Annotated in this window: 18 protein-coding genes; 3 read left to right on the forward strand and 15 right to left on the reverse strand. The window is 72.9% G+C overall.

What is annotated here, in order from left to right:
* Nucleotides 1-206: 206 nt before the first annotated feature.
* The 8 genes from AB0C84_RS28645 to AB0C84_RS28680 form a co-directional block, all read right to left on the reverse strand.
* Nucleotides 207-1,133, reverse strand: a complete 927-nt coding sequence (locus AB0C84_RS28645; protein WP_361072447.1) for an RNA polymerase sigma-70 factor — start codon at nucleotides 1,131-1,133, stop codon at nucleotides 207-209.
* Nucleotides 1,134-1,139: 6 nt separating this feature from the next.
* The gene (locus AB0C84_RS28650) at nucleotides 1,140-2,084 is read right to left on the reverse strand and encodes an NAD(P)-dependent oxidoreductase (protein ID WP_361072450.1); all 945 of its coding nucleotides are present in this window, start codon (nucleotides 2,082-2,084) and stop codon (nucleotides 1,140-1,142) included.
* Nucleotides 2,085-2,885: 801 nt separating this feature from the next.
* Nucleotides 2,886-4,475: a phosphoglycerate dehydrogenase gene (serA, locus tag AB0C84_RS28655; RefSeq protein WP_258944814.1), complete on the reverse strand. Its 1,590-nt coding sequence runs from the start codon at nucleotides 4,473-4,475 to the stop codon at nucleotides 2,886-2,888.
* Nucleotides 4,476-4,649: 174 nt separating this feature from the next.
* Complete coding sequence (locus tag AB0C84_RS28660; RefSeq protein ID WP_258944813.1) at nucleotides 4,650-5,288, reverse strand: hypothetical protein; 639 nt, start codon at nucleotides 5,286-5,288, stop codon at nucleotides 4,650-4,652.
* A 426-nt stretch (nucleotides 5,289-5,714) separates the two neighbouring features.
* Nucleotides 5,715-7,256 (reverse strand): DUF2079 domain-containing protein, encoded by a 1,542-nt coding sequence (locus tag AB0C84_RS28665; protein ID WP_361072454.1) that lies wholly within the window; start codon nucleotides 7,254-7,256, stop codon nucleotides 5,715-5,717.
* A gap of 56 nt (nucleotides 7,257-7,312) precedes the next feature.
* Complete coding sequence (locus AB0C84_RS28670) at nucleotides 7,313-9,292, reverse strand: FtsX-like permease family protein (protein ID WP_361072457.1); 1,980 nt, start codon at nucleotides 9,290-9,292, stop codon at nucleotides 7,313-7,315.
* On the reverse strand, nucleotides 9,289-10,005 hold the full coding sequence (locus AB0C84_RS28675) for an ABC transporter ATP-binding protein (RefSeq protein WP_361072460.1): 717 nt from the start codon (nucleotides 10,003-10,005) through the stop codon (nucleotides 9,289-9,291). Before AB0C84_RS28675 ends, AB0C84_RS28670 begins: the two co-directional genes overlap by 4 nt.
* Nucleotides 10,002-10,589, reverse strand: a complete 588-nt coding sequence (locus AB0C84_RS28680; RefSeq protein ID WP_361072463.1) for a PadR family transcriptional regulator — start codon at nucleotides 10,587-10,589, stop codon at nucleotides 10,002-10,004. Before AB0C84_RS28680 ends, AB0C84_RS28675 begins: the two co-directional genes overlap by 4 nt.
* Before the next feature lie 133 nt (nucleotides 10,590-10,722).
* Here AB0C84_RS28680 and AB0C84_RS28685 point away from each other — a divergent pair, with 133 nt between their 5' ends.
* On the forward strand, nucleotides 10,723-11,517 hold the full coding sequence (locus AB0C84_RS28685; protein ID WP_361072466.1) for a hypothetical protein: 795 nt from the start codon (nucleotides 10,723-10,725) through the stop codon (nucleotides 11,515-11,517).
* A gap of 72 nt (nucleotides 11,518-11,589) precedes the next feature.
* Here AB0C84_RS28685 and ilvC read toward each other — a convergent pair whose 3' ends face one another.
* The 4 genes from ilvC to AB0C84_RS28705 form a co-directional block, all read right to left on the reverse strand.
* Nucleotides 11,590-12,573: a ketol-acid reductoisomerase gene (ilvC, locus tag AB0C84_RS28690; protein ID WP_179843417.1), complete on the reverse strand. Its 984-nt coding sequence runs from the start codon at nucleotides 12,571-12,573 to the stop codon at nucleotides 11,590-11,592.
* A 71-nt stretch (nucleotides 12,574-12,644) separates the two neighbouring features.
* Nucleotides 12,645-13,169, reverse strand: coding sequence for an acetolactate synthase small subunit (ilvN, locus tag AB0C84_RS28695; RefSeq protein ID WP_179833280.1), 525 nt, complete (start codon nucleotides 13,167-13,169; stop codon nucleotides 12,645-12,647).
* Nucleotides 13,170-13,174: 5 nt separating this feature from the next.
* Complete coding sequence (locus AB0C84_RS28700; protein ID WP_361072469.1) at nucleotides 13,175-15,046, reverse strand: acetolactate synthase large subunit; 1,872 nt, start codon at nucleotides 15,044-15,046, stop codon at nucleotides 13,175-13,177.
* Between the two features lie 145 nt (nucleotides 15,047-15,191).
* On the reverse strand, nucleotides 15,192-18,020 hold the full coding sequence (locus AB0C84_RS28705) for an EAL domain-containing protein (RefSeq protein ID WP_361072472.1): 2,829 nt from the start codon (nucleotides 18,018-18,020) through the stop codon (nucleotides 15,192-15,194).
* A 405-nt stretch (nucleotides 18,021-18,425) separates the two neighbouring features.
* Between AB0C84_RS28705 and AB0C84_RS28710 the strand changes: the two genes are divergently transcribed.
* Nucleotides 18,426-19,532, forward strand: coding sequence for a PQQ-dependent sugar dehydrogenase (locus AB0C84_RS28710; protein ID WP_361072475.1), 1,107 nt, complete (start codon nucleotides 18,426-18,428; stop codon nucleotides 19,530-19,532).
* A gap of 84 nt (nucleotides 19,533-19,616) precedes the next feature.
* Here AB0C84_RS28710 and gatB read toward each other — a convergent pair whose 3' ends face one another.
* The 3 genes from gatB to gatC all read right to left on the reverse strand — a co-directional run bounded on the left by gatB (nucleotide 19,617) and on the right by gatC (nucleotide 23,106).
* On the reverse strand, nucleotides 19,617-21,101 hold the full coding sequence (gene gatB / locus AB0C84_RS28715; protein WP_258944825.1) for an Asp-tRNA(Asn)/Glu-tRNA(Gln) amidotransferase subunit GatB: 1,485 nt from the start codon (nucleotides 21,099-21,101) through the stop codon (nucleotides 19,617-19,619).
* Nucleotides 21,102-21,115: 14 nt separating this feature from the next.
* The gene (gene gatA / locus AB0C84_RS28720; RefSeq protein WP_179843421.1) at nucleotides 21,116-22,615 is read right to left on the reverse strand and encodes an Asp-tRNA(Asn)/Glu-tRNA(Gln) amidotransferase subunit GatA; all 1,500 of its coding nucleotides are present in this window, start codon (nucleotides 22,613-22,615) and stop codon (nucleotides 21,116-21,118) included.
* A gap of 191 nt (nucleotides 22,616-22,806) precedes the next feature.
* The gene (gatC, locus tag AB0C84_RS28725) at nucleotides 22,807-23,106 is read right to left on the reverse strand and encodes an Asp-tRNA(Asn)/Glu-tRNA(Gln) amidotransferase subunit GatC (RefSeq protein ID WP_179843422.1); all 300 of its coding nucleotides are present in this window, start codon (nucleotides 23,104-23,106) and stop codon (nucleotides 22,807-22,809) included.
* Between the two features lie 177 nt (nucleotides 23,107-23,283).
* Between gatC and AB0C84_RS28730 the strand changes: the two genes are divergently transcribed.
* Complete coding sequence (locus tag AB0C84_RS28730) at nucleotides 23,284-23,532, forward strand: DUF6458 family protein (RefSeq protein WP_179843423.1); 249 nt, start codon at nucleotides 23,284-23,286, stop codon at nucleotides 23,530-23,532.
* Nucleotides 23,533-23,724 lie beyond the last annotated feature (192 nt).

Consider the following 23,724-nt stretch of genomic DNA (forward strand, 5'->3'; position numbering starts at 1 on the left):
AACGCCCCCCAGGCAGAGTCTTCCGAGACCCCCTCGGCGGCGAGCTCGAAATAGGGCCCGAGCTCAGCGACGCGCCCCAGCACACCACGGACTTCGGTGCCGCTCACATCGCCCGTCACTCCCCCAGTCTCGCATCACCGCCCCACCCGCCCGCCGGCGAGCGCGCGTCGGCGCCTCCGGACGAGCGGGACGCGCCGACCAGCGGTTCAACCGTCGCCGGCGGCTCGGCGGCCCGCATGCACCAGGACACCGATGTCGCCGACCCGGTCGAAGTGCTGAAGTTTGTCGGGGTTGACGATGGAGTGGATCGTCTGCACCCTGCCGTCGGCGATCTCCAGCCCTATCACCCCGACCAGCAGGTCCCGGACGTCGAACACCAGGGCGCCCGCCTGACCGTTGACCTCGGTGACGTGGAAGCGCACGCCGCCGGCACGGGCCAGCACGGGCACCACCGCCGCCAGGACGTGGGCCACGCGCCGCCGTCCGTCGACCGGCCGGCCCAGTGCCGGCACCTTGCCGCCACCGTCACCGTGCAGGGCCACATCCTCCGCCAGCAGCTCTTCGAACGCTTGCAGGTCCCCCTGCTCGACGGCGGCGAAGAAGCGCTTGGCCAGCTGCCGCCGCTGCCGCCGAGTGGCGTGGTAGCGCGGCCGGTGCTCCTGGACGCGGCGGCGAGCCCGTGCCACCAGGTGCCGCGTGCCGTCCACGTCGGTGCCGATGATCTCGGCGACCTCGCCGTAGGGGTACTGGAACACCTCCCGCAGCAGGAACGCGGCCCGCTGCCGCGGCGACAGGCTCTCCAGCAGAACCAGGAAGGCCAGGGACAGCGAGTCGGCGGTCTCCGCCTGCTCGTCCGGGGACGGATCGGCGGCCAGCGGTTCCGGCAGCCATTCGCCGACGTACTGCTCCCGCCGTGCCCGCGCGGAGCGCAACTGGTCGATGGCGAGCCGGGTGACCAGCGTGGCGATGTACGCCCGCGGCGACTCGATCCGCTCGTCGCGCCGCAGGGTCTGGTGCAGCCGCAGGAGCGCTTCCTGCACCACGTCCTCGGCTTCGCTGACGCTGCCGAGCATCCGGTATGCGATGGCGAACGCCCGCGGTCGCAGCTCGTCGTAAAGGTCGGTGGTGGACACGCCGGCCTACCTCAACCCGTCGGTGAAACCCGTTCGCCAGGTGGGGTACCGCGGCGCCCAGTCCAGTTCGCGCTTGGTCTTCTCGCTGGAGATGCCGCGGGCCCGCGTCATCAGGTCCACCGGCCCCTTGCCCGCCAGCAGGCGTACGGGCCAGGCCGGAACCCGGCGCGGCGGCTCGGCCCCGAGCGCGCGGGCCAGCTCCGGCAACCAGACGCGCACCGGCGCCGGCTCGTCATCGGCGACGTGGTAGATCCCGGGCCTGCCGCGTTCGACGGCGGCGACCGTGGCGGACGCGGCATCGGCGATGTGCACCAGCGACCACACCCCGCCACCGCCGCCGACGATCGGGAACCTCCGCCTGACGATCTGCTCGGTCATCACGGCGTCCCGCTCGGCGCTGATGCCGGTCCCCGGCCCATAGAAGCCACCGTAGCGAAGCGCGATCCCGTCGGCCCAGGTGATACCGGTCACCGCCTCCTCCAGGTGGCGCAGCGCGGCCACCGACCTCTCGATGTCCGCGGGCGGACTGGGCTCGATCCGGCCGTTCTCGTCGGCGACCGGCCCGCCGGTCCGCTCCATCCACATGGCGTTGCTCTGTGCCACGAACCTGCCGACGCCGGCGGCGCGCGCGGCGGCCAGCAGGTGGTCGGTGCCTTCGGTGCGCAGCCGGTCGGTGGCCGCCGCCATCCGCTTCACGTGCCGGAAGTCCGCCGGTCCGCTCAGCGCGGTGAGCTGATGGACGATCACCTCGGGCTCCGCCCTGGCCACGGCGTCGGCCACCGAGTCGGGGTCGAGCGCGTCGACGATCATCGGTTCGGCGCCCAGCGCCCGAAGCGCGGCGGTCTTGGCGGCCGAGCGGGTGGTGCCGACCACCTCGTGTCCGCGCGCCACCAGTTGGGGAACGAGGTGGCCGCCGATCGCGCCCGACGCTCCGGCGATGAAGATCTTCATGACGTCTCCGTTCGTAGTGCTCACGAACAGAAGACGAAACGGCCCCACACCCCATGAACGGCAGTAACGCAGATCACACCGCATCACTCACCGACCGCGAGCCTTGGGACTGTCAGGCCCAAAGGGCGACCCGAAGCCCAACGGACGCGCCCACCTCAGCCGAGGGAGCAACCACCGACAACCTGAGAAGTGGCGATCGCGTCCGAAGGCAGGTTCAAGCGAAGCGAGAACCTGATCGCGCAACGAGCCGCCAGGCGAGCCGGAGCGATGCCAGCGATAGCCGCTGCGCCTGACGATGGAGGGCCCTCCGTGCCCGAAGGAGGAGAAAGATCAATCGGCTCTTCTATCCAGGGCCGTCTGCAGGGCGCGGGCGGCTTCTTCCTGGGCGTCTTCGGCGGGGGCGTTGTTCTGGGTGTCGTTCATGATGGGTTGCTCCGATCGCTGAGCTGGTGGCCAGAGGGGCCGCCGGTGGGCCGTGGTTCGCACGGTCCGGCGCGGCATCGGACTCACGGCCAGGCAGAGCCTCCGCAGCGGGAGCCGGCCTGCCGATGATCAGGCCCCGCTGCGGCAGCGAAGGATTACCACGAAGCGCCGCATGACTACTGCGAGGCTACCCCCGGTTCGGCGGGTTGTCCCGACCCGTGGCTCAAAATCTCGGCATATGAGATGAGCGGGCGTCCGGCACATGGCTGGACGCCCGCCCGAGGCTCAGCCGTCGCGACGGCTCACCTGCGCATCATTCTGGGGGAAGCCCCCGACTAACCCGCGCATCATTCTGGGGGGCAACCCCCAGACCCCCGACTACCCCTCCAGGTCGACCCGGCGGCCCATGTCGGCGCCGACCTCGCGGGTGATGGCGTCGACGAGCTGGGGCGCGACGGCCGAGTCGACGGTGAGCGCGATGAGCGCCTTGCCGCCCTTGGCGTCGCGGCCGACCTGCATGCCGGCGATGTTGACCTGCTCGTCGCCGAGCAGCTTGCCGACCGCGCCGACGATGCCGGGGCGGTCGACGTAGGAGAAGAACGCCATGTGCTCGGTCGGGACGAGCTCCATGTTGTAGCCGTTGATCTCGATGATCCGCTCGGCGTGCTTGGGGCCGGTGAGGGTGCCCGACACCGACACGACGGAGCCGTCGGCCATGGTGCCGCGCACCTGCACGACGTTGCGCCAGTCGGGGCTGTCCTCGCTGGTGGTGAGGGTGACCTCGACACCGCGGTCGCGGGCGAGCAGCGGCGCGTTGACGAAGGTCACGGCCTCCTCGATGACGTCCACGAAGACGCCCTTGAGCGCGGCCAGCTCCAGGACCTTGACGTCGTGCTCGGCGATCTCGCCGCGGACCACCACGTCCAGCCGGACGGGGACGCCGCCGGCGAGGGCGGTGAAGATGCGGCCGAGCTTCTCGGCGAGCGGCAGGCCGGGCTTGACGTCCTCGGCGACGGCGCCGCCCTGCACGTTCACCGCGTCCGGGACGAACTCGCCGGACAGCGCGAGCTTCACGGAGCGGGCGACCTGGGTGCCCGCCTTCTCCTGCGCCTCGTGGGTGCTGGCGCCGAGGTGCGGGGTGACGACGACGCTGTCGTGGTGGAACAGCGGGCTCTCGGTGCACGGCTCGGTGCTGAACACGTCGATGCCGGCGCCGGCGACGCGGCCGTCCTTGAGCGCGAGGTCGAGGGCCGCCTCGTCGACGATGCCGCCGCGGGCGGCGTTGACGATGCGGACGGAGGGCTTGACCTGCTGCAGCTCGCGGTCGCCGATGAGGCCGAGGGTCTCGGGCGTCTTCGGCAGGTGGACGGTGATGAAGTCGCTCTCGCGGAGCAGCTCGTCGATGGTGACGAGCTTCACACCGAGCTGCGCGGCGCGGGCGGCCTGCACGTAGGGGTCGAACGCGATCACGTTCATGTCGAAGGCGGCGAGGCGCTGGGCGACGAGGACGCCGATGCGGCCGAGGCCGAGGACGCCGACGGTCTTGCCCTGGAGCTCCACGCCGGTGTACTTGGAGCGCTTCCACTCGCCCTGCTTGAGCGCGGAGTGGCCCTGCGGCACGTTCCGGGCGACGGCCAGGAGCAGCGCGATCGCGTGCTCGGCGGCGGTGACGATGTTGGACGTGGGCGCGTTGACGACCATGACGCCGGCCTTGGTGGCGGCCTCCACGTCGACGTTGTCGAGGCCGACGCCGGCCCGGGCGACGACCCGGAGCCTCCTGGCGTGCTGGAACACCTCGGCGGTGACCTTGGTGGCGCTGCGGACGATCATGGCGTCCACGTCGGCGACGGCGGGCAGCAGCTGGTCTTTGTCGCTGCCGTCGACGTGGCGGACGTCGTAGTCGGCCTCCAGGACGGCGATGCCGGCCGGGGAGAGTTCTTCAGCGACGAGGACGACGGGCTTGCTCAAGTGGAAACAGTCCTTCGAGAAAAGTAGGTGTTCGTGTGCCGTGCAGGTGAAGTCGCGAGTCACCTCGTCGTGCCCTCGCCCCCTCCGGTGAGTCTATAACCCGGGGGCGGCGGCGGTTCGCGGCGGGGAAAGACCCACCAGTAACTCCGGTTCGTCCCGCGGCGCCGGTTTCGGTCAGGCGGCGTTCGGCTCCGGCACCGAGGCGAGCACCGACGCGACCCGCTCGGCGTCGCCGACGTGCACGTGCGGGACGTCCACGAACACCCGCAGCGGCCCAGGCGGCAGCCCGAGCTCGTCGGCGACCTGGACCTGCACCTCGCGGAGCGGGATGTAGGCCAGGTAGGCGCGGTGGACGTTCTGCGACCGGAACATCGCCGTCATGATCAGCCGGTAGCCGCGGATGCGGAACGACAGCGCGGTCAGCGCCGGCAGCCCGTCGGCCGGCTCGCCCGGGATCGTCAGCGAGATCCACGCGCTGGTGGTCCACGGTCTCGCGCGCAGCAGGTCCACCACCCACCGGATCTGGTCGTGGCCCTGCAGGTCGTGCAGCCGCGGCCAGAACCGCCCGCGGACGACCCGGCGGGTGCGCTCCTGCGCCCTGCGGACGAGCCGGGCCCGGTCGCCGTACTCGTGCAGGATCGGGTCCTCCCAGCTCAGCGAGCAGATCTCGAACAGCAGCGGCGGCCCCTCGATGATGGGCCCGCCGTCCTCCAGCCCCGCCTCCCCGGCCGCCCACACGTGCCGCAGGACGCCGATCCACGCCCGCCCGCACGTCTCGAAGCGCCGGACGTCCTTGTCCTCCCGCCCCGGCATGTCACGGCTCCTCGCCGTGTTCGGTCCCCGGGTCCGCCGCACGGATCACCGGGGATTCGCCCGCCCGCCGCATTGTCCGCCGGGCGGGGAATTCCGGGCCGCCGTCCTTCGGGGCCCTCGCCTCGCCGCCGTTCCGCCTCACACCGCTCATGCACACGCCCCAAGCCCGCTCCGGCCAAGGTCACGGGGTGTTCGCGCAGGTTCTCCCGCGCCGGCCGCGGCCGCAACGGCTTTCTTCAAGTATCTGGCAAAGTACCCAGAAAGGATAGGGATGATTGGCCGATCGGCGCCTTCACTGAAATTCTGACCCGTGCGACGATGATCGGTCATCGGACAATCTGTCCAAATGCCGCGTTTCGCCTTATCAGGGGTTCGCCCTTACCGGCGTCCGCCTCCCCAGGCGTCCGCCTCACCCCGGGGCTCGCCTCACCAGGGGTCGGCGACGTCCCGGTGCAGCACGATGTAACCGCCCCTCCGGAAGACCTCCCGGTACCCGTCCGCCTTCAGCTCCCCGACGCGCCGCCGCTGCTCGGCCGGCGAATCGAACGGGAACTCCAGCCGCTCCACCTGGGCGATCACCCAGGGCGCGCCGTGTGAGCGGTCGTCCCACAGCAGCACGCGGGTGCGGGACGTCAGCGCCGGGCCGAGGCCGTTGGCGGCCTCGACGAGCGCTCCGTCCGGGATGCGCGCGACGGCCGCGGACGCCGCCAGGGCCCGCTCGTTCGGCCGCCACAGCGCGGGATCGGTCAGATGGCGGTAGGCGAAGAACGGCACGCACGCGACCGTGACCGCGAGGAGCCCCGCCATCGGCGCGGCGGACGGCAGCCGTCCCAGCCGGCCGCGCGCGATCCGATCCCGCCCGCCCAGCCGCGCCGCGCCGTCCGCCGCCGCCAGCACGAGCACGGCGACGATGAACGCGTTGTAGTGGTAGTGCGGCTCCCACCAGTTGCCGAACCGGCTGGCGAGCATGCGCTCGGCGAGTAGAGGGAGGGCCGTGAGGGTCAGCGGGGACGCCAAGGGCAGAAGGAGCAACGGGAGCAGCAGCAGCGCCATCGTGAGGAGCTTCTGCGGTGGGTCGCCGAGGACGCGCAGGACGTCCCACGGGTGGGTGACGGCGTGCACCGCCGCGTGGGGAAGGTCAGGGCCGAGCGCCCCGTACGCCCAGTAGTAGTCGTTGTCCCCGCCGAACGCCGCGACGGCCACGCGGGAGCAGGCCCAGGTCGCGGCCAGCCCCACCGCGACGTAGGCCAGGCCCGCCCGCCGATCGCCGGGGGGCAGGAGTTCGCGCAGGCCCCGCCGCCCGCGGCCGGTGGGACGGGTGAGCAGGTAGAGGCCGAAGCCGGCGAGCAGCAGCCCCATGTCCTCCTTCACCAGCAGCAGGGCGAACGCGGCGGCGGCCGCCTGGAGCCGCCGTCCCGCGTCGTGCCGCTCGACCATCAGCGCCGACAGCAGCGGCACGAAGGCGACCTCGTGGAAGTCGAAGGCGAGCGCCTCGGCGATCGGCCAGGACAGCGCGTAGGCGCCCGCGGCGCAGTAGGCGGCGCGGGCGCCGAGCCTGCGCTCGGTGTACCGCCAGATCGGCGGGATCGCGAGCGCGAGCAGGACGGCCTGCGCGACCAGCAGCGTCCCCGGGCCGTCGTGGATCCAGTAGAGCGGCGCGAGCAGCGCGAGGATCGGCGAGAAGTGGTCGCCGAGGATCGAGAAGTCCGGGCCGAAGTCGTTGTGGACGCCCTTGACGATGGCGACCGGCATGCCGAACCGGCTGTAGGAGCGGATCGCCTGGTCGAAGATCACCAGGTCGTAGCTGCCCGTCCGGAAGGCGCGCAGCCGCATCAGCGAGTACGCCCCGTACAGCAGCGCGCTCGCCGCGATCATCGCGGCCAGGGCGGCGCGCCGGCGCCGGGCGGCGCCCCCGCGGCCCGCGGCGGGTTCACCGGCCGGTCCCTGCACCGCAACCGCCTCGACCACGCGCCGGACGCTATCACCAGCGCCGGCGCGCGGCCGAGGGGCCCCGGCGGGCGCTTCTACCCCGGGGTGCGCCCGGCCTTCGGGAGGCGGCCGCCGGTCACCGCGCCGGCGGCGCACGCCGCGACGAGCGGGACGCCGACCGCGATCGCGAGCAGGAGCAGCCACGGGATGTCGGTGATCGTGCCGTGCGGGGCGGCGCCGGTCTCCTCCACGCCGTCGGTGAGCGGGTGCGTCACCGCGAGGCCGGGGACGAGCCCGCCGGCGATGCCGAGCCAGCAGCCGAGCCCGGCGATGTAGGCGCCCCGGCCCGCGGTCAGCAGCCGGCGGGTGCGGGGCCGGGCGCCGACGGCGCGCAGGGTCGCCAGGTCGGGGCGGGCGTCGGCGCCGGCGAGCCCGGTGGCGATCAGGGTGGCGCCGAGCGCCAGGACCGCCGCGACCGCGCCGAGCATCAGCGTGATCTTCCCGTACGACTCGGTGAAGCCCCGCTCGACGCGGACGGCGCTGGAGTCGTCGCTGAAGGTCTTCATCGTGCTGGTCAGCCGTGCCTGCTCGGCCTCGGTGACCCGGTGGTCGGCGCGGTCGACCCCGTACGCCTCCGTCCGGACGGGCACGCCCGCCGTCGCGGCGAGCCGCTCCGCGATCTTCGGCGGGACGATGGCCGGCACGTGCGGGTCGCCCTGGGCGGCGACGGCCGGCAGGTCCTCGACCCGCGCGATCGTGTGCTCCCGGTCGTCGTCCCAGTAGGTCGCGGCGGCGGTGACCGTCCCGTCGTCGAGCGGCCGCACCCGGAACAGGACGATCTTGCCCGCGTCCAGCGCCGAGGTCACCGCGGGATCGTCGCGGCCGAGCAGCATCCGGGCCTCGCGGGAGCCGCCGACCACGATCGGCAGGATCTCGTTGACGCCCGCCCCGTCGCGCTCGGCCGAGAAGGACAGCGCGGGGCACTTCGAGGTGTCCTGCGCCAGGCATTCCCCCCAGGGCCCGGGAAGGGTGCGGATCGGGACGACGGGCACGCCCGGCAGGTCGCGCCGGATGGCGGCCTCGGCGGCGCCCTGGTTCTCGCCCTGCGGCAGCCGGATCAGCGCCGAGCCGTGGGGCAACTGCGCCTGGTACTCCACCCGCCGCTGCTCGAAGTCGCTGGCGCCCCCGATGGCCAGCGCGGTGACGCCCGCCACGGCCGCCATGATCGCGGCGACCGCGGGCGCGGTGCGGGCCCGGTTGCGGGCGCCGTCCCGGACGGCCAGGCGCAGCGGCAGCGGGAGCCGGGGCGCGAGCCGCCCGGTCGCCCCGACGATCCACGGAGCGGCGAGCACCAGGCCGATGATGATCGCCGCGGCGCCGAGCGCGGCGCCGAACTCGCGCAGCACCCGGACGCCCTCCAGGGAGGCCGCCAGGCCCGCGACGACGAGGACGCCGCCGGCGATCGGCAGGCCGCGCCGCGCCCGGCCGGGCGGTTCGCGGCGTCCGGCGAGGGCGGCGACGACGTCCATCCGCCCGGCCTGGCGCGCGGGCACCAGGGCGGCGAGCAGGCCGCTGCCCGCGCCGAGCAGCATCGTCACGGCGATCGTGGCCCACGGCACGGTGAGCGGGCCGAAGCCGTCCGGTCCGGACGCGACCCGCGCGACCACGGCCGCGGCGGCGATGCCGAGCCCGGCGCCGGCCACCGCGGCGATCCCGCCGAGGAGCAGGCCGCTCGCCAGCACGACGGCGCGCAGGTGCCGGCCCGCACCGCCCGAGGCCGCGACGAGCGCGAGGTCGCGGCGCCGACGCCGGGCGTCCACCATGAACGCCGGCCCGGCGAGCAGGACGACCTCCAGCACGACCATCGAGACGATCATCGCGAGCACGGCCGACTCGGCGGCGCTCGGCGCGCCCGCCCCGCCGCCGGCTCCCGCCTCGGCGGTCGAGCTGAGCACGGCCAGGGCGACGACGACGCCGATCGGCAGGCCGATCATGGACAGCACCAGCGCGGTGCGGCCCTTGGCGCGCAGCGCGTCCTGGCGGGCCATGCGCAGCGCGAAGACGTAGCGGTTCACGGGGTCTCCTGGAGGAGGCTCTCGGGGCCGGCCGAGCGGGGCGTGGCGTCGACGATCCGGCCGTCGCGCAGGAACACGATCCGGTCGGCCCAGGCGGCGTGCCGGGACTCGTGCGTGACCATCAGGCAGGACGCGCCCGCGTCGCAGCGGGCCCGCAGGACGCGCAGGACGTCCTCGCCGGTGTGGCTGTCGAGCGCCCCGGTCGGCTCGTCGGCGAGGACGAGCCGCCGGTCGCCGACCAGCGCGCGGGCGATCGCGACGCGCTGCTGCTGGCCGCCGGACATCTCGTCGGGGAACCGGTCGGCCAGCTCGGCGACGCCGACCTCCGCGAGCGCCTCCCGCGCCTCGCGGCGGGCCGTGCGGGCGCGGACGCCGTCCAGCTCGCGCGGCAGCATGACGTTCTCGCCCGCGGTGAGGCTCGGGATGAGGTTGAGGTCCTGGAAGACGTAGCCGACACCGCGGCGGCGCAGCGCGGCCCGCCCGGCCCTGCCGAGCGCGCCGAGGTCGGCGCCGTCCACCAGGACCTGTCCCGCGGTGGGATGGTCGAGCCCGCCGGCGAGCGCCAGCAGGGTCGACTTGCCGGAGCCGGACGGGCCCATCACGGCGACGAACTCGCCCGCCGCGACGTCCAGCGTCACCTCGCGCAGCGCGTGGACGAGGGACGGGCCGGCGCCGTGGTCGCGGGACACCTCCCGCATCGCCAGCAGGCTCATCGCCGCGCCTCCTCGTCGGCCGGAGCGGGCACCTCGACGGGGGCCGAGGGGGCGGCGGGCTCGGCGCGGGCGACGTAGGCCTCGCAGTGGTCCAGCCAGCGGACCTCGGCCTCCGCCTGGAAGATCATGGATTCCAGGACCAGCCGCCACGCGCGGTCGCCCTGGCCGGCGGGGACGGCGGGCGCGTCGGCCTTGAGGCGGGTGAGGTCCTGCAGGGTGCGCAGCGTTGCGGTGCGCTGGGTCTGGACGACGTGCGCGGCGTCGACGCCGGGCGTGGTGACGGCCATCGCCAGCTTGATCGTCAGCTCGTCGCGGGGCCGGTCGGAGCGGGCGATGGGGGTGGCGAACCACCGCCGCACGTCCTCCTCCCCCGCCGGGGTGATCCGGTAGACGAACCGGCCCTCGTCGTCGGCGCCGACGCGCGTGACGAGCTCGTCGCGTTCGAGGCGGGACAGGGTGGAGTAGACCTGGCCGATGTTGAGCGGCCAGGTGGCGCCGGTGGACGACTCGAACTCGGCGCGCAGCTGGTAGCCGTAGCGGGGCCCCTGGGACAGCAGGGCCAGCAGACCGTGTCGGATGGACATGCCTACCAAGTATGCATACCCAGTATGGGTCAGGCAATACCGAGTATGCATCCGGGGCGACACACCGGCCGGAATTCACTGTGCGCGACGGGCCGGGGCCTTACCGTGACCGATGTCCCCGGCCGATCAGGAGATGCCCGTGACCTCGGACAGCACCATCAGCGTTCTCCGCGACGTCCTGCGCGTGTACGACCACCGGTTCCTGGCCCTCGACGGCCCGCAGCGGGAGCGCCTCGTGGAGGGCACGCGCCGCGTCCTCGGCGAGGACGGGCTGAGCGAGGCCGCCCGCGCCGCGATGCCCGCGTCCGCGCGGCTCAGGGCGTTCTGCATCCAGCACGGCCTGCGCGAGGAGCTGGAGCGGCTCATCCGGGACGAGGTCGAAGGGACCCCGGCGGGGGCGGTCGTGGTCGGCGGCCGGATCTACGCGATGTACCCCTACCTGCGCGGCGTCTCCCGGCAGGACGCCGACATCACCACCGAGGTCGGCGTCGAGCACCGCCTGGAGGCCGTCTGCTGGCAGGGCAAGAAGGTGCGCATCCGCGGCCTCGCCGCCCTCCAGCGCGTCGAGACCGGGCGGACGTCCGTCGACGTCGTCCTGCGGGAGCGCGCGTCCGGCAAGGAGCACGGCTTCGTCGCCGACCCCCGCGCGGGCCGCACCGGCGGGTTCGAGGTCGTCGCCGACCCGGCCGCCGTGGAACCCGGGCGCTGGGACGTGCACGTCACCGCGACCGCCCTCGGCGTCACCCGCGAGGCCCGCTTCGGCTCGGTGCGCGCCGAGGGCGTCAAGACGGCGGCCCAGCGGCGGGCCCTCGGCACGAAGGACGTCACCCTCTACTTCACCAAGGGCGGCCACCTGGCCCTGCTCGTGGCCGAGGCCGCCGAACCCGCCTCCCTGCGCGACAGGATCCGCCGCCGCCTCCGGCGCTGAGCCCGCGCGCTGACCGCGGGCATGCGAAAGCGCGGGAACCGGGCACCGGTCCCCGCGCTCTCACCGAACGGCTCAGTCGTTGAGCCAGCTCATCATCGGGCGCAGCTCGGCGCCCGTCTTCTCGATCGGGTGCTGGGCCAGCTCCTCGCGGTACTGCGTGAACTTCTTCTGGCCGCCCTCGAACTCGTCCACCAGCTCCTTGGCGTACTCGCCGGACTGGATCTCGCCGAGGATCTTCTTCATCGCGGCCTTGGTCTCCGGCGTGATCACGCGCGGCCCGCGGCTGTAGCCGCCGTACTCGGCGTTGTCGGACACCGACCAGTACATCTTGGAGACGCCGCCCTCGTACATCAGGTCGACGATCAGCTTCATCTCGTGCAGGACCTCGAAGTAGGCGACCTCCGGCTGGTAGCCGGCCTCGGTCAGCACCTCGAACCCGGTCTTGATCAGCTCCGAGACGCCGCCGCACAGCACCGACTGCTCGCCGAACAGGTCGGTCTCGGTCTCCTCGGTGAAGGTCGTCTTGATGCCGCCCGCGCGCAGGCCGCCGATGGCCTTGGCGTAGGACAGCGCCAGCGGCCAGGCGTTGCCGGACGCGTCCTTCTCCACCGCCACGATCACCGGCACGCCGCGCCCGGCGACGAACTGGCGGCGCACGAGGTGGCCCGGGCCCTTGGGCGCGACCATGGCCACGTCCACGCCCTCCGGCGGCTGGACGAGGTCGTAGCGGATGCTGAAGCCGTGGCCGAAGAACAGCGCGTCGCCCTCGACGAGGGCGGGCCTGATGTCCTTCTCGAAGATCTCCCGGTGGTGGTGGTCGGGGGCCAGCAGCATGATCAGGTCGGCCTCCTCGGCGGCCTCCGCCGGGGTGACCACGCGCAGGCCCTCGGCCTCCGCCTTCTCCCGGCTGGCCGACCCCTCGCGGAGCCCGACCCGCACGTCGACGCCCGAGTCGCGCAGCGAGAGCGCGTGCGCGTGCCCCTGGCTGCCGTAGCCGATGATCGCCACGTGCCGGCCCTGGATCACGCTCAGGTCGGCGGCGTCGTCGTAGAACATCTCAGCCACAGTGCTGTTGCCTTTCGTTGGTGTGGTTGGTGCCGCCCAGCGGGGCGGCGTCGGGTCGCGGGTCAGGCGCTGCGCTCGATGGCCCGCAGCGAGCGGTCGGTGATGGACCGGGCGCCGCGGCCGACGGCCACCATGCCCGACTGCACCAGTTCCTTGATGCCGAACGGCTCCAGGATCCTGATGAACGCGTCCAGCTTGTCGCGGTTGCCGGTCGCCTCGATCGTGACGGCGTCGGGCGCGACGTCCACCACCTTGGCGCGGAACAGCGTCACGGTCTCCAGGACCTGCGAGCGGGTCTCGGCGTCGGCCCGCACCTTGACCAGCACGAGCTCGCGCTGGACGGACGCCGAGGGATCCAGCTCGACGATCTTCAGCACGTTGATCAGCTTGTTGAGCTGCTTGGTGACCTGCTCCAGCGGCAGGTCGGCGACGTTCACCACGATCGTCATCCGGGAGATCTCCGGATGCTCGGTGGTGCCCACCGCGAGGGACTCGATGTTGAAGCCGCGCCGGGAGAACAGCGCCGCGACCCGAGCCAGGATGCCGGGCTTGTTCTCCACCAGCACCGAGAGGGTGTGCAGGCTCATCGGGGTCAGTCTCCGTTCTCCCAGTCGGGCGCCATGTCCCGGGCGATCTTGATGTCGTCGTTGCCGGTGCCGGCCGCGACCATCGGCCACACCATGGCGTCCTGGTGGACGACGAAGTCGATCACGACGGGGGCGTCGTTGATCTCCATGGCCTTGGCGATGACCTCGTCGACGTCCTCGGCCTTCTCGCAGCGCAGGCCGACGCAGCCGTACGCCTCGGCGAGCTTGACGAAGTCGGGGATCCGCTTGGCCGAGTGCAGGTTGGTGTTGGAGTAGCGCTCGTTGTAGAAGAGCGTCTGCCACTGCCGGACCATCCCGAGGTTACCGTTGTTGATCACGGCGACCTTGACCGGGATGCCCTCGATCGCGCAGGTCGCGAGCTCCTGGTTGGTCATCTGGAAGCAGCCGTCGCCGTCGATCGCCCAGACCGTGGTGTCCGGCGCGCCGACCTTGGCGCCCATCGCCGCCGGGACGGAGTACCCCATCGTCCCGGCGCCCCCCGAGTTCAGGAACGCGCCCGGCCGCTCGTACTTGATGAACTGCGCGGCCCACATCTGGTGCTGGCCGACGCCCGCGACGTAGTACGCCTCCGGCCCCGCGATCCGCCCGATCCGCTCGATGACGTACTGCGGCGACAGCGACCCGTCGGCGGGGGTGTCGTACCCCAGCGGGTACGTCTCGCGCCAGGCGCCGAGCTGGCGCCACCAGTCGGAGTAGTCGCCCTTGCGGCCCGCCTCGTGCTCGTTCTGCAGGGCGACGATCAGGTCGGCGATCACCTCGCGGGCGTCCCCGACGATCGGGACGTCGGCGTGCCGGTTCTTGGAGATCTCCGCCGGGTCGATGTCGGCGTGCACGACCTTGGCGTGCGGCGCGAACCCGTCCAGCTTCCCGGTGACGCGGTCGTCGAACCGGGCGCCGAGCGCGACCAGCAGATCGGCGCGCTGCAGCGCGCCGACCGCGCCGACCGCGCCGTGCATGCCCGGCATGCCCATGTTCAACGGGTGGCTGTCGGGCAGCGCGCCCTTGGCCATCAGCGTGGTGACGACCGGCGCACCGGTCAGCTCGGCGAGCACCTTCAGCTCGGCGGCCGCGCCCGCCTTCAGCACCCCGCCGCCGACGTACAGCACCGGGCGCCGCGCCTGGACGATCAGCCGTGCCGCCTCGCGGACCTGCTTGGAGTGCGGCCGGGTGACGGGCCGGTACCCGGGCAGCTGCAGCGCGACCGGCCACTCGAACGCGACCGTCGCCTGCAGGGCGTCCTTGGCGATGTCGACCAGGACGGGGCCCGGCCGCCCGGTGCCCGCGACGTGGAACGCCTCGGCGATGGTGCGCCCGATGTCCTCGGCCCGGGTGACCAGGAAGTTGTGCTTGGTGATCGGCATCGTGATGCCGACGATGTCGGCCTCCTGGAAGCCGTCGGTGCCGATCAGCGAGGACGCGACCTGGCCCGTGATCGCCACGATCGGCACCGAGTCCATGTAGGCGTCGGAGATCGCCGTGACGAGGTTGGTCGCGCCCGGCCCGCTGGTGGCCATGCAGACGCCCACCTTGCCGGTCACCATCGCGTAGCCCTGGGCGGCGTGGCCCGCGCCCTGCTCGTGCCGGACGAGGATGTGGCGCAGCTTCCTGGAGTCGAACAGCGGGTCGTACGCCGGGAGGATCGCGCCACCCGGGATCCCGAACACCGTGTCGACGCCGACGTTCTCCAGGGCGCGGACCAGCGCCTGAGCTCCCGTCATCTGTTCGGTCGTCATGATTCTGCGGTTCCTTGGGGAGTGAGTGTTGGCTCGCCGGGCAACAAAAAACCCCCGCCGCCGTGGGGCGGTCGAGGGGAGGCGCGCAGGACGGAAAGCTTGGTCAGCCTGCGCGCCGACCAAGTACTACGAGGATGGTGGAGGTGCTCTGCACGTGCCCACTTTCGCCGATGTCCGGCCACCGGTCAAATCCGTGGACGCTTTGTCTCATATGTCGAGACGGCATGTCGCCCCGGGGCGGCCGCCGCCGGCATGACCGCGCACACCGTCATCCCGGCAGCGGGAGCGGGACGTCGCCCGGGCGGGCCTTCCCGGCGAGGTTCGTCCGCACCAGCGACTCGACCCGCTGCGCCGCCATCGGCCGCGCCACGAGGAATCCCTGGCCGCGCGGGCAGCCCATCTCCCGCAGCAGCTCCAGCTGCTCGGGCCGCTCGATGCCCTCCGCCACCACGGTCAGCCCGAGGTCGCTGCCGAGCCGCACGATCGTCCGGGTGAGCAGCGTCAGCGTCTCGTCCGAGCCGAGCCCCGCCACGAACGACGGGTCGATCTTGATGATGTCGACCGGGAGCTGCCCGAGGTAGGCCAGCGAGGCGTACCCGGTGCCGAAGTCGTCGATCGCGAGCCGGACGCCGAGGTCGCGCAGCTGGGACAGGCGCTCGACGTTCTGGTCGGCGTCCTCGACGAGGACCTCCTCGCGCACCTCCAGCGTGAGCGCCTGCGGCGGCAGCCCGGTCTCCGCCAGCGCCGCCGCGACCGACTCCACGAACCGCGGCGCGGCGATCTGCCGGGCGGTGAAGTTCACCGACAGGCCCACGTCCCACGAGTCGCCGCGCCAGCGGGCCACCTCCCGGCACGCCTCCCGCAGCATCCAGTCGCCGAGCGGGATCATCAGGCCGGACTCCTCGGCCAGGCCGATGAACTCCTCCGGCGGTACCGCCTCGCTCCCCCGGCGCCAGCGCAGCAGCGCCTCCACGCCCGTCACCCGTGAGGTGGCCAGGTCGACGACCGGCTGGAACTCCACGGAGAACTGCTCCTCGGCGAGCGCCGCCTGAAGGTCGCTGCCAAGCTCCAGACGCCTGACGACGTCGGCGTGCATGTGCGGCGCGTACACCTCGACGCGCCCGCCGCCGAGCTCCTTCGCGCGGGCCATCGCGAGGTCACCGTTGCGAATCAGTTCGGCGGCGCCCCGGCGGAGCCGGCGCCCCGCGTCCGATCCGCCGCCGTTCGGCTGCTCCGCGTCGGCGGCGAACGCGATGCCGACACTCGCCGTCAGCACGATGTGCTTGTTACCGACCTGGTATGGGTCGACCGAAAGCACGCGAAGGAGCCGACCGGCGAGTTCCACTGTGGCGCGCGTCTCACCTTCGTCCGGCGGCAGCTGCACCAGGACGGCGAACTCGTCGCCGCCCCACCGTGCCACCGTGTCATCGGCCTGGACGTTCGCGCGCAGCCGCCGGGCCGCCTGCGCGAGCACCTGGTCACCGGCCGCGTGCCCGTCGGAGTCGTTCACGGCGGTGAACCCGTCCAGGTCGACGAACACCACCGCGGCCTTGCCGCCGGACGCCTGCCGCGACAGCACCTCCCGCGTGCGCTCCTCGAAGTAGGACCGGTTCGGCAGGCCCGTCAGCCCGTCGTGGAAGGTCAGATGGGCGACCTGCCGTTGCAGCGCCGCCCGCTCGCTCAGGTCGCGGGTGGTGACCAGCAGCCGCGACGGCGCCCCGTCCGAGCCCTTGTAGCGGGAGATCGTGGACTCCGTCGGCAGCCACGTCCCGTCCGCCGCGCGCAGCCGGCACGACACCCGCAGCGCGTCCTGCGGCCCGACGTCGCCGGACGGCTCGTCCAGGAACTCGGTGAACACCTGCTGGACGCGCGGCAGGTCCTCCGGGTGGATGATCTCGTTCAGCGGCCGGCCGAGCAGCTCGTCCTGGGTGTAGCGGTAGGTCCGCAGGGCGCCCGCGCTGGCGTGCCGGACGGTGGCGTCCAGGTCGCAGATCAGCACCGCGTCGTTGATGCTCTCCGACAGCGCCCGGAAGTGCTCCTCGCCGGTGTCCACGGCCTGGCGCAGCGCCTCGTTCTCCCGCAGCAGCGCGGCCAGGCGCGCGATCAGCACCAGCGCGGCCGAGCCCGCGGCGATCGAGATCGCCGGCTCCAGGCCGTCGTTGCCGGCGATCGAGTGGCCCGCGATGAACAGCGCGGCCGCGGCGGCCACCGCGGCGGGCGCGAGACCGGGGCCGAGCATGCGGCCGCACTCCTCGGCGGGCGCCGCGACGTCCTCGGGGATGTCGTCGACCGGCAGCTCCGGCTCGGCCGCCGGGCCCGTCCACGGCACCAGCAGCAGGAGCAGCAGCCCCGCCAGGCGCAGGATGTCGGAGGGGTCCTCGGCGGACCCGCCCCCGTCCAGCCGGACGAAGGTGGTCACGATGTCGGCCGCCGCGATGGCGGCCAGCGCGCCGTACCCCATCCAGGCGAGGCGGCGGTGCCCGCGCGCGGCGCCGAGGACGAACGGCAGCGCCCCGCAGACGAACACGATGTCGATCAGCGGATACAGCAGCTCCAGCAGGAACTCCGGCGGCGACTCACCCGACCGGTGGTACAGGTTCCCGAACAGGGCCACCCAGCCGAGGACGAACAGCGCGCAGGCGCAGACGTAGGTGTCGGCGGCGTAGCGCAGCCAGGTCCCCGCGTCGCGGGGCAGCCGGATCGGCGCGACCAGGCCCGTGACGAGCGCGACCAGCGCGAGCAGGTAGAACAGGTCGGGCACCGACAGCGACAGGGCGCTGCGGCCCGAGCCGTACGCCAGCGCGCCGCCGACCGCGCCGACGAACCAGGAGGCGGCGGCGATGCCGTACCACCGCCAGGACGCGCGCCAGATGCCGGCGGGAGCGCCGGCCGGGTCGGCGGACGGGCCGTCGGGACGCCGGGACGACAGCAGCAGGGAGATCGCGGCGGCGCCCGCGGCGCCCGCCTCGGTCCAGGCGATGAAGGCGCGGCCGCCCCAGCCGAGCAGCGAGCCGGTGGCGTACAGCACACCGACGATCGCCGCCAAGGCGACCGGCAGCGCACGCGGCGGAACCCGCCTGGCGTAGTCGCCGCTCATCGCGCCGTGTCCCTTCCTGCCCGATGGGCTGGTCGGCCCTGGCGGAGGCCGCGCCGTGCCAGGGGAGTTCGGGGTCCACGACCCCCGCCGCCTGGATAACGGCCCGAAGGTCACGGATCGTGCCCCGCGCCGGATCGGCGCGGACCGGTGGCGAGCGCACCGGCCTCGCCTGCCGGCAATCAGCGACGTTGCTGCACTACGGGATCACCGTGTCGCTCACTGTACGTTCGGTAGGTCACGGAGCGATTGAGGCTGGGCGACCTTCCCGCGACGAACGGCCTCGTCTCGGATCCGTTTGGGACGTCCGAAAGCCGAACGTCACCGGATCGCCGCCTTGCCCGGGATTACCCTGCGTCACAGGGAACGGTGAGCACCGGGGATCCGTACCACCTGCGGGAGGCGCCCATGCGACAGCACACGACCATCCTCGTCCCGGCCGTCCTGGCCTCGGTGGCCGCGCTCCTCGCGGCCTGCTCGTCCTCACCGTCCGGGGGCGGGGAGGGACGGACCCCGCCACCGGCGTCCGCTTCCCCGTCCGGGACCGCGAGCGGCATGCCGGGCATGCCCCGCACTGTCACCGACGGCCTCAAGGTGCCGTGGGCCGTGGCGTTCCTGCCCGGAGGCGACGCACTGGTGACCGAACGCGACACCGCCCGGCTCCTGCGCGTCGCGCCGTCCGGCCGCAAGACGACGGTCGGCACGGTACCCGGCGTGGACGCACAAGGTGAGGGCGGCCTCCTCGGCGTCACCGTGTCCCCGTCTTACGGAACCGACCATTTCGTCTACCTGTACTACACGGCCGCGTCCGACAACCGTGTCGTGCGCGCCACCTATGACGGCCGTCTCGGCGACCTGAAACCGATCGTCACCGGCATACCCAAGGGCGCCATCCACAACGGCGGGCGCCTGGCGTTCGGTCCGGACAAGATGCTCTACGTCACCACCGGCGAGACCGGCGAGGGCGGCAAGGCCCAGGACAAGAACTCCCTCGGCGGCAAGATCCTCCGCGTCACCCCCGACGGCGCACCCGCGCCCGGCAACCCGTTCGGCACCCGTGTCTGGACGTACGGGCACCGCAACGTCCAGGGCCTCGCCTGGGACGGCGCGGGCCGCATGTACGCCACCGAGTTCGGCCAGGACCGCTTCGACGAGATCAACCTGATCGTCAAGGGCCGCAACTACGGCTGGCCGGTCGTCGAGGGCGTCGGCCACCGCAAGGGCTTCACCGACCCGCTCCTGACCTGGACGACCGACCAGGCGTCGCCGTCCGGCCTCGCCTACGCGGACGGTTCCCTGTGGGCCGCCGCGCTGCGCGGCGAGCGCCTCTGGCAGATCCCCCTTGACAACGGCGAGGCGGGACCCCCCATCGCCCGCTTCCAGGGCCACTACGGAAGGCTGCGCGCGGTCGTCCGCACACCGGCCGGCTCACTGTGGGTGACGACCAGCAACCAGGACGGCCGGGGCACCCCCCGTCCAGGCGACGACCGCATCCTCGACGTCCCCCTCCACTGAGCGCCCGGCACCGCCGAAAGGAACCGACCTGACGGGACGTCCTACCTTGAATAGGACGCCCCGGGGGCCGGGCACCGGCGCGGGTCAGGAGGCGCCGAGCTTCTCCAGGATCAGTTCGCGGGCGCGGCCCGCGTCGGCCTGGCCGCGGGTGGCCTTCATCACGGCGCCGACGAGGGCGCCGGCGGCGGCGACCTTCCCGGCGCGGATCTTGTCGGCCACGTCCGCGTTGCCGGCGATCACCTGGTCGATGACCGAGGACAGCTCGCCCTCGTCGCTGACGACCTTCAGGCCCCGCGCGGCGACGACCTCGTCCGGGCCGCCCTCGCCCGCGAGGACGCCCTCGAACACCTTGCGGGCCAGCTTGTCGTTCAGCTCCCCCGCGGTGATCATCGCCTGGACGCGGGCGACCTGCTCGGGCGTGATCGGCAGCTCGGCCAGCTCGACGCCCTGCTCGGTGGCGCGCCGCGACAGCTCGTTCATCCACCACTTGCGGGCCGCGGCGGCGTCGGTGCCCTGCGCGACCGTCGCCTCGATGAGGTCGACGGCGCCGGCGTTCACGACGTCCCGCAGCTCCAGGTCCGACAGGTTCCACTCCTGCTGGATGCGGCGGCGGCGCGCGGCCGGAAGCTCCGGCAGGGACGCCCGCACCTCCTCCACCCACTCCCGCGACGGCGCCATCGGCACCAGGTCGGGCTCGGGGAAGTAGCGGTAGTCCTGCGCCTCCTCCTTGCTGCGCCCGCTCGTGGTGCGGCCGGTGTCCTCGTGGAAGTGCCGGGTCTCCTGGACGACGGTGCCGCCGGCGTCCAGCACGCCCGCCTGGCGCTCGATCTCCGAGCGGACGGACCGCTCGACCGACCGCAGCGAGTTGACGTTCTTGGTCTCGGTGCGCGTGCCCCACTTCTCGGCGCCGCGCGGCATCAGCGAGACGTTCACGTCGCAGCGCATCGAGCCCTGCTCCATGCGCACGTCCGACACGCCCAGGGAGCGGACCAGCTCGCGCAGCTCCGTCGCGTACGCCCGCGCCACCAGCGGCGCCCGGTCACCGGTCGCCGGAATCGGCTTGGTGACGATCTCCACCAGCGGGATGCCCGCCCGGTTGTAGTCGACGAGGGAGTACTCGGCGCCGTGGATGCGCCCGGTCGAGCCGCCCACGTGCAGCGACTTGCCGGTGTCCTCCTCCATGTGGACGCGCTCGATGCCGATCCGGTACTTCTCGCCGTCGACCTCGACGTCCAGGTGGCCGTCCACGCAGAGCGGCTCGTCGTACTGCGAGATCTGATAGTTCTTCGGCATGTCCGGGTAGAAGTAGTTCTTCCGGGCGAACCGGCACCACTCCACGATGTCGCAGTTCAGCGCGAGGCCGATCTTGATGATGCCCTCGATCGCGGCGTGGTTGGTGACCGGCAGCGATCCCGGCAGCCCCAGGCACACCGGGCACACCTGCGTGTTCGGCTCCGCGCCGAACGCCGTCGGGCACCCGCAGAACATCTTGGACGCGGTACCGAGCTCGATGTGCGTCTCGATGCCGAGCACCGGCTCGAACTTCGCCAGCGCCTCGTCGTAGTCCATCAGGACCGGAGTGCTCACTTCGCCTCCACCAGTTCCGGGGCCTTGGCCAGCAGCGGCCCGCCCCAGCGGTCTTCGAGGGCCCGCTCGACGGCGGCGCCGACGCGGTAGACGCGGTCGTCGCCGAGGACGGGGGCCATGATCTGCAGGCCGACGGGCAGGCCGTCCGACAGGCCGCAGGGCACCGAGATCGCGGCGTTGCCGGTGAGGTTGGCCGGGATCGTGCACAGGTCGGCCAGGTACATGGCGACCGGGTCGTCGGCGCGCTCGCCGATCGGGAACGCGGTGGTCGGCGTGGTCGGCGAGACCAGCACGTCCACCTGCTCGAACGCGGCCTCGAAGTCGCGCTTGATCAGGGTGCGGACCTGCTGCGCCTTGCCGTAGTAGGCGTCGTAGTAGCCCGACGACAGCGCGTAGGTGCCGAGCATGATGCGCCGCTTGACCTCGGGCCCGAAGCCCTCGGCGCGGGTCAGCGCCATGACCTCCTCGGCGCTGCGGCTGCCGTCGTCGCCGACGCGCAGGCCGTACCGCATCGCGTCGAAGCGCGCCAGGTTGGACGAGCACTCCGACGGCGCGATCAGGTAGTAGGCGGGCAGCGCGTAGGAGAAGTTCGGGCAGGACACCTCGACGACCTTCGCGCCGAGGGCCTCCAGCAGCTCGACCGCCTCGTTGAAGCGCGCGGAGACGCCCGCCTCGTAGCCCTCGCCCGCGAACTCCTTCACGACCCCGACGCGCAGCCCGTTGACGTCGGCGCGGCGCGCGGCCTCCACGACCGGCGGGACGGCCTGGTCCACCGAGGTGGAGTCCATCACGTCATGGCCGCTGAACGCCTCGTGCAGCAGCGCCGCGTCCAGCACGTTGCGGGCGAACGGGCCCGGCGTGTCGAGCGAGGACGCGAACGCGATGACGCCATAGCGCGACGAGCCGCCGTACGTGGGCTTCATGCCGACGATGCCGGTGACGGCGGCGGGCTGCCGGATGGAGCCGCCGGTGTCGGTGCCGGTGGACAGCGGCGCCTCGTACGCGGCGACCGCCGCCGACGACCCGCCCGACGACCCGCCCGGGACCCGCTCCAGGTCCCACGGGTTGCGGGAGGTGACGTAGGCGCTGTTCTCCGTGGACGAGCCCATCGCGAACTCGTCCATGTTCGTCTTGCCGAGGATCACCAGCCCGGCCTGCCGCAGCCGCGCCGTCACGGTCGCGTCGTACGGCGGCCGCCAGCCCTCAAGGATCTTGGATCCGGCGGTCGTGGGCATGTCCGCGGTGGTGAACACGTCCTTGTGCGCGATGGGGACGCCGGCCAGCGGGCCGAGCTCCTCCCCCGCCGCGCGCCGCTCGTCCACCCCGCGGGCCTGCGCCAGCGTCGTCTCGCGGTCGACGTGCAGGAACGCGTTGACGCTGCCGTCCACCGCCGCGATGCGGTCCAGGTGCGCCTCGGCCACCTCGACGGCCGACGCCTCACCCGAGGCGATCAGCTCCCCGAGCTCCGCCGCACTCTTCCTCACCAGCTCACTCACCGCACGTGTCCTTTCTGGGGGGGGACGGCCCCCAGGCCCCCCGGCAGTACCGCCTGAACGGTGCCCTCCACTCCGCTGCGCTCCGTTCCGGTCACCGCACGTGCGACTTCTGGGGGGCGACCCCCCAGACCCCCCGGGCGTGCCGCCTGAACGGTGCCCTCCACTCCGCTGCGCTCCGTTCCGGTCACCGCTCAGGCCTCCTCATCGAGGATCCGCGGCACGCGGAAGCGCTGCTCCTCGGCGGCCGGGGCGCCGGCGAGTGCCTGCTCGGGCCGGAGGCACTGCCGCACCTCGTCCGTCCGGTAGACGTTGGTCAGCGGCAGCGCGTGGGAGGTGGGCGGGATGTCCTCCGCCGCGACCTCCTGCACCCGCGCGACCGCGGAGATGATCTGGTCGAGCTGGGCGGCGAGATGGTCGAGCTCATCGTCGCCGAGCGCCAGCCGGGACAGCCGGGCGAGGTGCGAGACCTCGTCACGGGAGATGGCGGACATTCGAGAAACCGTTCCTGCGATGAAGTGGGTTCACGGCCATCCTATGGGCCAGCACCGCCGCCTCCCGACCCGTTTACGGGGGCGCGCCCGGGGCGGGTCGGCGAGACCGTCCGTTTGATCCCCGCACGGAGGGAACGCTTCTTGCGTCCACCCCCGGGACGAGGAGAGGAGACCGCCGTGACCATCGGCGGCAGCATCGCCCTGATCATTATCGGCGCGATCCTGGCATACGCAGTCAACTACGACATCAGCGGGATCGACATCCGGCTGGTCGGCGTCATCCTGATGATCGGCGGCGTGATCGGCCTGGTCGTCGGCATCGTGCGGATCATGTCCGCCCGGCGCGCCGTCGACCGCCGGCCCCCGCCGGCAGCGGTCCGCGAGGAGTACTACCCGGACGAGTACGAGGCCCGCCGCCGCTACTGACCGCGGCACCGCCGCACGTACCCGCCCGGCAGCGGGCATAGGGCGCCGCCTTCCCCGGGCGGCGCCCCGCCGGCGTGTCCGCCGACGGACGACTTGAGCTCGGCGCGGAAGGCGTCCTGCCGTGCGCGGGCACGTGAGCCCGCGCCCTGTTACGGGGCGCCTGCCAGAAGGCGGCGCTCCGCCGCAGCCCGG

The organism is Actinomadura sp. NPDC048955 (assembly GCF_040649435.1).
Classification (GTDB): domain Bacteria; phylum Actinomycetota; class Actinomycetes; order Streptosporangiales; family Streptosporangiaceae; genus Spirillospora; species Spirillospora luteofluorescens.

Coding starts and splice junctions, on each gene's coding strand:
- AB0C84_RS28660 (WP_258944813.1), bottom strand. CDS start 5,288: ATGCCGGGGCGGGAGGACAAGGACGTCCGGCGCTTCGAGACGTGCGGG.
- AB0C84_RS28685 (WP_361072466.1), top strand. CDS start 10,723: ATGCCCGTGACCTCGGACAGCACCATCAGCGTTCTCCGCGACGTCCTG.
- gatB (WP_258944825.1), bottom strand. CDS start 21,101: ATGGACTACGACGAGGCGCTGGCGAAGTTCGAGCCGGTGCTCGGCATC.
- AB0C84_RS28650 (WP_361072450.1), bottom strand. CDS start 2,084: ATGAAGATCTTCATCGCCGGAGCGTCGGGCGCGATCGGCGGCCACCTC.
- AB0C84_RS28680 (WP_361072463.1), bottom strand. CDS start 10,589: ATGTCCATCCGACACGGTCTGCTGGCCCTGCTGTCCCAGGGGCCCCGC.
- ilvN (WP_179833280.1), bottom strand. CDS start 13,169: ATGAGCCTGCACACCCTCTCGGTGCTGGTGGAGAACAAGCCCGGCATC.
- gatC (WP_179843422.1), bottom strand. CDS start 23,106: ATGTCCGCCATCTCCCGTGACGAGGTCTCGCACCTCGCCCGGCTGTCC.
- AB0C84_RS28710 (WP_361072475.1), top strand. CDS start 18,426: ATGCGACAGCACACGACCATCCTCGTCCCGGCCGTCCTGGCCTCGGTG.
- AB0C84_RS28675 (WP_361072460.1), bottom strand. CDS start 10,005: ATGAGCCTGCTGGCGATGCGGGAGGTGTCCCGCGACCACGGCGCCGGC.
- ilvC (WP_179843417.1), bottom strand. CDS start 12,573: ATGTTCTACGACGACGCCGCCGACCTGAGCGTGATCCAGGGCCGGCAC.
- AB0C84_RS28705 (WP_361072472.1), bottom strand. CDS start 18,020: ATGAGCGGCGACTACGCCAGGCGGGTTCCGCCGCGTGCGCTGCCGGTC.